Origin of the sequence: Pseudoalteromonas sp. SR41-4 (genome assembly GCF_014163985.1) — a bacterium.
Taxonomy (GTDB): Bacteria; Pseudomonadota; Gammaproteobacteria; order Enterobacterales; family Alteromonadaceae; genus Pseudoalteromonas; species Pseudoalteromonas rhizosphaerae.
On sequence record NZ_JACJEI010000043.1, the window covers coordinates 22,211 to 28,210 of the forward strand.

Here is a 6,000-nt window from a genome sequence, read left to right on the forward strand (position 1 = left end):
AATGTGTTTTAAATCAAGTTGTTACAACATTAAATTTATGAGTGTTTCAGAAGTATACATATTTAATGTGTAAAAATTTTAAGAAAGAAATGATAGTTTAATAAAAGTGTAAAAAAATGAAGACACTATTCTACTTTTCTGCAAAAAACTGTAATCAATACAGAACACATGCTCTGCATTTAAACGACTTTTGATAAGACACGATGACAAATGCAATAACCAATCGGCTCTATTTTTTATGGCCACTGAGTTGCCTGACGTCATTACGCACGGATAAAGCCACTTTACAGAATTGACTAAGTACTTTATTTCATTAATCATAATCATTTTATTGCGTTTTCAGCATTTTGGAATCGCGATATATATGGGAATAATTGCCCACACACCAATGCACGACTCATGTATCAAAAAATGACTCACATTACAAAAATCGGTATACACGGTTATACATATTATGTACTATCACTTTACTAGAATAATTGTTAAGTATGAGGTTTTTCATGAGTTCAGAAAAAGTAGCTAAAACTGATAGAGATTTTTATAATTTAAGTGTAGGCGCAACCAATCATAAAGAAGCACGTAATAGAAGATTGTTGAGTAATAACCAAAAACAACTTCGCAACTTCACTCGTAATGAAAGCAAAGACTATTTAGGTGTACATGCGGCTACTATAGATAAATACACAAAATTAGCTAACATCGACCCTCGCAGACATGATGATTCTCAGTGGTCACTGGACTTAGAAGAAATATACAAGGTACGTGATCTAATGCCTCAAGATTTGAGAAAAGCGGAAAAATTCCACCGTGGCTTAAATCAAAAACTCCAAGTAATCGCGATACAAAATCAAAAAGGTGGCGTAGCTAAAACAGCTACTGCAGCTACACTAGCTTCTTGCCTAGCAACAGAGTTCCATCAAGAATTTCGCATTGGCCTAATTGATATGGATGCACAAGCAACATTAACCACCTTTTACGCTACGAAGTCAGAGGCGTTGGGTGAGCTATCATCTGGTGATTTGATTACTGGGAACTATGAGCTAGACGAAGGTGAAACAAAGCAGCAAGTGATCTCAAATGCATTCTTACCAACAACAATACCAAATTTACGTATCCTACCGGCTGCACAATCAGATAGAGCTTTAGACAACTGGTTTCACGAACAAGTTATAAATAATAAAATTGAAAACCCGTATTCAATTTTGAAAAACATTATCAATGAAGTTGAAAGTGAATTTGATATAATTATCATAGATACCCCGCCGAGCCTAGGCTTCCCAACGTACAATGCTTACTACGCGGCTACGGGTATTATCTACCCATTAGGTGTAACTGAAAGCGATATTGATGCCACAAGTTCTTACTTTGAATTTATTCAGCAAGTGTGGGCTATTTTAAAAAAAGCAGGTCATCCCGGCTTCGATTTTATGAAAATGCTACTTACAAATTTTAAAGAAGGCTCAACAACAACGACAGGATTGATGACTGGTTTATGTGATGATTTCTCGGACTATTTATACTCAAAAGAGTTTAAAGCATCTGAGGCGGTTTCTAATTGTCAAGCATCAATGGCTACTGTCTTCGATATGTCCAAAAGTGAATACGACAAAAGTAAATCTTCATTCCTAAAAGCTCAAGTAAATGGGTATGAAGTAACGAGTCAGGTATATAGAGATATTGCAAAAGTATGGCGTGAAAGCAGTAAGGAGGAAAAATAATGGCTAAGAAACGTGGCTTTAACAATCCTACAGGTGGTGTACCGGGTGGAGAAGATGCGATAGTAGACGCAGCAATAAGTAAAATACAGCATTTATCAAAGGATCTAAAATCTGCAATTGAAAACTCAAATCAAAATACAAATGCAGTGCTTAAAGAGTTCTTTGGTTTAAGTTCAGTTGGGGAAAGTAAAATATGGACTTTGAGGTCAGGTAAAAAAGTAGAATTTACACCTGTTACATTGTCTTATGAAGAAGTACGCGATAATACAACCGTCACGTTTGAGGTGAACGGGCGATTCCAAGACGATTTAACCCTTGAGTCATTGCAAGATCTAAACTCAATTCTTACGCAACAATATACACCGGCCATTGCAAGGTTACTTGATGGAAAGATGGATATATTAGACGGCTCACGTAGGCGTGCCCGTTTTTTATATGAAGAAGGAGCGATTAAAGAGTTTCACCTTCTCGTTTCTAGCGAAGATATAAGCGTCAGTGATGCTAAAGCGTTAGCTAAAGAGCTTCAATCGGCAAAGGAGCATAGCTTAAGGGATGTTGGTTTGCGTTGTCAGTTGATTAAAGATAATCACTTTAATGAGACTGGCGAAACCTTAAATCAAACTGCATTAGCAGAACAGCTCGGTGTTAGCCAAAGCTTAATAAGTAAAGCACTCACTGCTGCTTCAGTAAAAAAGGAAATGCTAACGCTTTTCCCTGATCTGAACACGCTCGCTATTGCTGACTATAAACTTCTAAAGCAAGTGCAAGACGAACTTGAAAGTAACAATTTTCTTGATGGATTTATAGATGAAATCGAAACTGAAATTATTAGCATAGATGACAACCTTGCGGCCGATGAATATAAAAGTGCTGTTTTAACTCTTATTAAAAATACAAACAAAAAACTTACTGCCAAACCGAAGGATAAAGCTGTTACAACTAAACTGTTTGACTGTAAGGGTAATCAAAGAACAGCTAAAAAAACAGAAAAGGGTAGAAAGGTAAGTTATACATTTGACAAAATTACTGAAGAAGCCAAACGAGAAATCGAAGAAGCTATAGTAGCGCTCTTGGAAAAACATAACCAATAACCTTGATAAAAAACCTGCTGATTAGCAGGTTTTTTAGTGGGTTTTATACAAAGATTATTTATGCTTTATTCACATTCAAAACAGTCACTTACGAATAAAAACCTGCAATTATTCCAGCGATATAATACACGTTATTCCTTTACTTACTCTGTTAACCCTGCTCTCTTAACAACCACGTAATAGCCTCAAGCTTGCAGTGTTTGGCTTTTGATAACCTTTCAACTACTATAAATCTGCTCATAAACAACTAAAAAAAGAAAGTATGAATAACTTTAAAATAACTCCTGCTCACTCTATTGAAGCGAAGGCATGGCTACTGTTCTTTTTAACGAGTGGGATGAGCTTATAGAGCATGTATCTAGCCCACACGAACCAATTTACATAACAGCAGAAAACAACGCCCATGAAGTCATAGGCGAAAGATTGTCGCGCTACATTAAGTATAATTACTCTCATGGCATGGTGTTAAACATGCTGGAAAATGCAGGGGTTGGATATTCACCGTAAGACCGGAGAGCGATACTTGAACTCACATCGCCGTAGGGGCTTATAGTAGAGCAAAGAAAACTCGTAGAGGGAATAATGGATGTTGAGACTGCCGGGCATGGTGGTTTAAAACTGACGAAAAAGCTTGCTGATGCAATTCCTTCACACCTAACCCTTAATAGTGAATATTATGAAGAAGATGAGGCGTTTGCACTTGTCTATCTTGCATACCCGCAAATATTTCCGTCTGTTCAAGGCAAAGCCCATGCATTAGGTAGACTCAATATATTTACATCGCATTCAGTGCCACGAAAGAAAAACCAAGCCGAGATCGATTTTCTTGCCGAGTTCACAACAACCATAGACACCGAATTAAACTTAGATTTTAAGCCGCACGTTGAGGATGAAAACTAAATAGAGAACTCAATGAAATCGAGCAATGTGTTTTTGCTATTTAAGTGAATGCGTTATTAACAACAAGTACCCTATCGCTGCCCCTGACGTTGAGTACGCGCCTTCATTAACGGATTGGGTGCTATGTTTAAAGAGAGCCCCAAATATTGATGGTACTTGGAAACAAACAGCTAAGAAGTGGAAGGAACGTTTCTACATTGATCCTGGTTTATATTAGTGCTTATTAGATTTCTTCTCCGGCAGCAAAATTTAAGCAAAAAAAAAGCGCCCAAAAGGACGCTTTAATTAAACAGATTTATTTCAAAATCAACTAGAGGACCTATTGGCTACCAAGTAAAGACCTCCAGCAAGAGTGCTGAATGTCAACAAAACCACTATTACCGTAGCTATTTGATAAATACTTGTGTCCATATTATTTGTCCTCTTTGTTATATTGCTTTGAAATAGTAAATGAAACGACAACCGCAGCTACTGAACAAATTAATGCTCCTATAGCCTTAACTAAACCTTGAATTTGTAACTGGTGGCACACTTCTGTAACTTGGCTTATGCAAACTCCAAAGGAATCTTCAAAACCCCCTACAATTAAGCTGGGTATGAAACCAACTAATATAGCCATCAGAACAAGTTCAACAAGTATTAGGTTGAAGTTTTTCTTATTATTACTCATTGCTTATCCTCATATTTGAGGGGGAGCAATCCCAAAAGGGAGAGCGACCCCCTTCTGGGTTAATGTTTCAGGCAATTATTTAATTGCCGGTGTTAATTCTCAAATTCAGATAGAGAATATATTTCGTATTGTTCTGCTAAATAATCTGGGTCACTCACTAGTTCAGTAAGATCATAGATTGGTTCTAAGAAATCATTAGCCTCATTGTAAACATTAAAAATCAATCCCGATAATGCTGGGTTGTTTTCTATCAACAATGCATCTAAATACTTCAACTTAGTACGCGTTATTATTTCCCCACATGAAGCAGCGCAGTATAAGTCACCTGCACCACTATCTAATGACTTTAAATCACTTGGTTTAATAATTTCACCACATACGTTAGCTGCAACAACATGAACAAACGTTGTTGCATAACCCGAAACAGACTTTGTTTCGCACATAACACGCTCCTATATACGATATTTTGACAGAGTTAAAATATGTTTGATTTTACAATTTTAGATAACGCAGTTTTAAGGTTTGAAACGCACTCTACATTCGTAAAGTATTTATCGTCTAAACCTTCTATGTTATCTCTAGTCATCCCTACACCTAATACAGCAATACTTATACCCAATATCTTTGCCAGCTCTAATGCTTCAATGAATGACCCCGGACAACTAGGCTTACCATCAGTTACGAGGAATAAGCACTTCTTATCTTCAGATTGGCGATTCAGTCTCATTAATGCAGACTTCATAGCCTCACCGCTTGGAGTGTATAAATCAGAACAAACTTGAAAGCGTTTTTCATCGATATATTGTTGGTTAAAAGGTTTTGCTATATATAGGCACATCTCAGACGAGTAAAAACCAATTTCATTTTTAACTTGTAAGCTTTGCAAACCCTTAGACATTGCTAATGCTACCGCGTTAGCAATCTCTTGATAGCCACGAGCCATAGAACCTGAAGCATCTATTAAAATACTAATAGCGGCGCTCAATTCGTTTTCTATTACCGGTGTTTTGAAAATGCGATCATCACCTAAAACCGATCCAACTAGTTTTTTGCTAGATAATTTTCGGCCACGATTTCTAAAACCATTCAACTCCTCTGTGTCATCAATTAACGCTCTGTGTAGGGTACGGTAAACCGCCTTGCCTGCACTGGGTATTAATTCAGGATTATTAAAAGGTAATCCCATCAGTTTCCATTTAGTCGTTACAGGTAACGTATTACTAAATATATCTCGGAGTTCGGAATCATCTTCAGAAGGGCTAAAGTTTTCTGCTTCTTGTCTCAATTCTTCGGCTATCATTTCATGAAAGTCAGGTACTTCAATATTATCGTCTTCGATAGCATCTATAACTGACTTAATGATTCGTGAAGTTTGATCACCGTTTTCTTGGTCCTCAGCAGAGGCTTCATTTCCATTAGTATCCGTACTTGAATCATCTGATTGCTCACCATCTGATTGTTCACCATCTGATTGTTCACCATCTGATTGTTCACCACTGTAGCGCTTTGCATTGAGTCATTTACATCACCCACACCTTCCATGGTGTTGAGTTTTTCTTTAAGTTTTGCTGCTACTTCTTTTAATTGTTTGGCATCCTTTCCTTCTAGGCGGAAGCTCACA

The 6,000-nt window shown here is 37.1% G+C and carries 8 protein-coding genes; 4 read left to right on the forward strand and 4 right to left on the reverse strand.

All coding sequences use genetic code 11. The annotated features are described in order from the left end of the window. The first annotated feature begins 500 nt into the window (after positions 1-500). The 4 genes from H5180_RS21765 (at position 501) to H5180_RS21780 (ending at position 3,709) form a co-directional block, all read left to right on the forward strand. Entirely contained in the window at positions 501-1,718 is a 1,218-nt protein-coding gene (locus H5180_RS21765) for a ParA family protein (RefSeq protein ID WP_182759094.1), read from the forward strand. Continuing rightward, entirely contained in the window at positions 1,718-2,809 is a 1,092-nt protein-coding gene (locus H5180_RS21770) for a ParB family protein (protein ID WP_182759095.1), read from the forward strand. The genes H5180_RS21765 and H5180_RS21770 overlap by 1 nt, the downstream gene beginning before the upstream one ends. A gap of 309 nt (positions 2,810-3,118) precedes the next feature. Then, positions 3,119-3,316, forward strand: a complete 198-nt coding sequence (locus H5180_RS21775; protein ID WP_182759096.1) for a hypothetical protein — start codon at positions 3,119-3,121, stop codon at positions 3,314-3,316. A gap of 42 nt (positions 3,317-3,358) precedes the next feature. Continuing rightward, on the forward strand, positions 3,359-3,709 hold the full coding sequence (locus H5180_RS21780) for a DUF7007 domain-containing protein (protein WP_404936219.1): 351 nt from the start codon (positions 3,359-3,361) through the stop codon (positions 3,707-3,709). Between the two features lie 412 nt (positions 3,710-4,121). Here H5180_RS21780 and H5180_RS21785 read toward each other — a convergent pair whose 3' ends face one another. The 4 genes from H5180_RS21785 to H5180_RS21800 form a co-directional block, all read right to left on the reverse strand. Next, entirely contained in the window at positions 4,122-4,379 is a 258-nt protein-coding gene (locus H5180_RS21785) for a hypothetical protein (RefSeq protein ID WP_182759098.1), read from the reverse strand. A 92-nt stretch (positions 4,380-4,471) separates the two neighbouring features. Beyond that, entirely contained in the window at positions 4,472-4,822 is a 351-nt protein-coding gene (locus H5180_RS21790; protein ID WP_182759099.1) for a hypothetical protein, read from the reverse strand. 32 nt (positions 4,823-4,854) lie between these two features. After that, positions 4,855-5,679, reverse strand: coding sequence for a VWA domain-containing protein (locus H5180_RS21795; RefSeq protein WP_182759100.1), 825 nt, complete (start codon positions 5,677-5,679; stop codon positions 4,855-4,857). A 44-nt stretch (positions 5,680-5,723) separates the two neighbouring features. Further along, positions 5,724-6,000: hypothetical protein (locus tag H5180_RS21800; protein ID WP_182759101.1), on the reverse strand; the 277-nt coding region annotated here is incomplete at its 5' end.

What these genes read in the sequence shown, in the direction of transcription:
- H5180_RS21765 (WP_182759094.1), top strand. Translation starts at nt 501, where the DNA reads ATGAGTTCAGAAAAAGTAGCTAAAACTGATAGAGATTTTTATAATTTA.
- H5180_RS21770 (WP_182759095.1), top strand. Translation starts at nt 1,718, where the DNA reads ATGGCTAAGAAACGTGGCTTTAACAATCCTACAGGTGGTGTACCGGGT.
- H5180_RS21775 (WP_182759096.1), top strand. Translation starts at nt 3,119, where the DNA reads ATGGCTACTGTTCTTTTTAACGAGTGGGATGAGCTTATAGAGCATGTA.
- H5180_RS21785 (WP_182759098.1), bottom strand. Translation starts at nt 4,379, where the DNA reads ATGAGTAATAATAAGAAAAACTTCAACCTAATACTTGTTGAACTTGTT.
- H5180_RS21790 (WP_182759099.1), bottom strand. Translation starts at nt 4,822, where the DNA reads ATGTGCGAAACAAAGTCTGTTTCGGGTTATGCAACAACGTTTGTTCAT.
- H5180_RS21795 (WP_182759100.1), bottom strand. Translation starts at nt 5,679, where the DNA reads ATGATAGCCGAAGAATTGAGACAAGAAGCAGAAAACTTTAGCCCTTCT.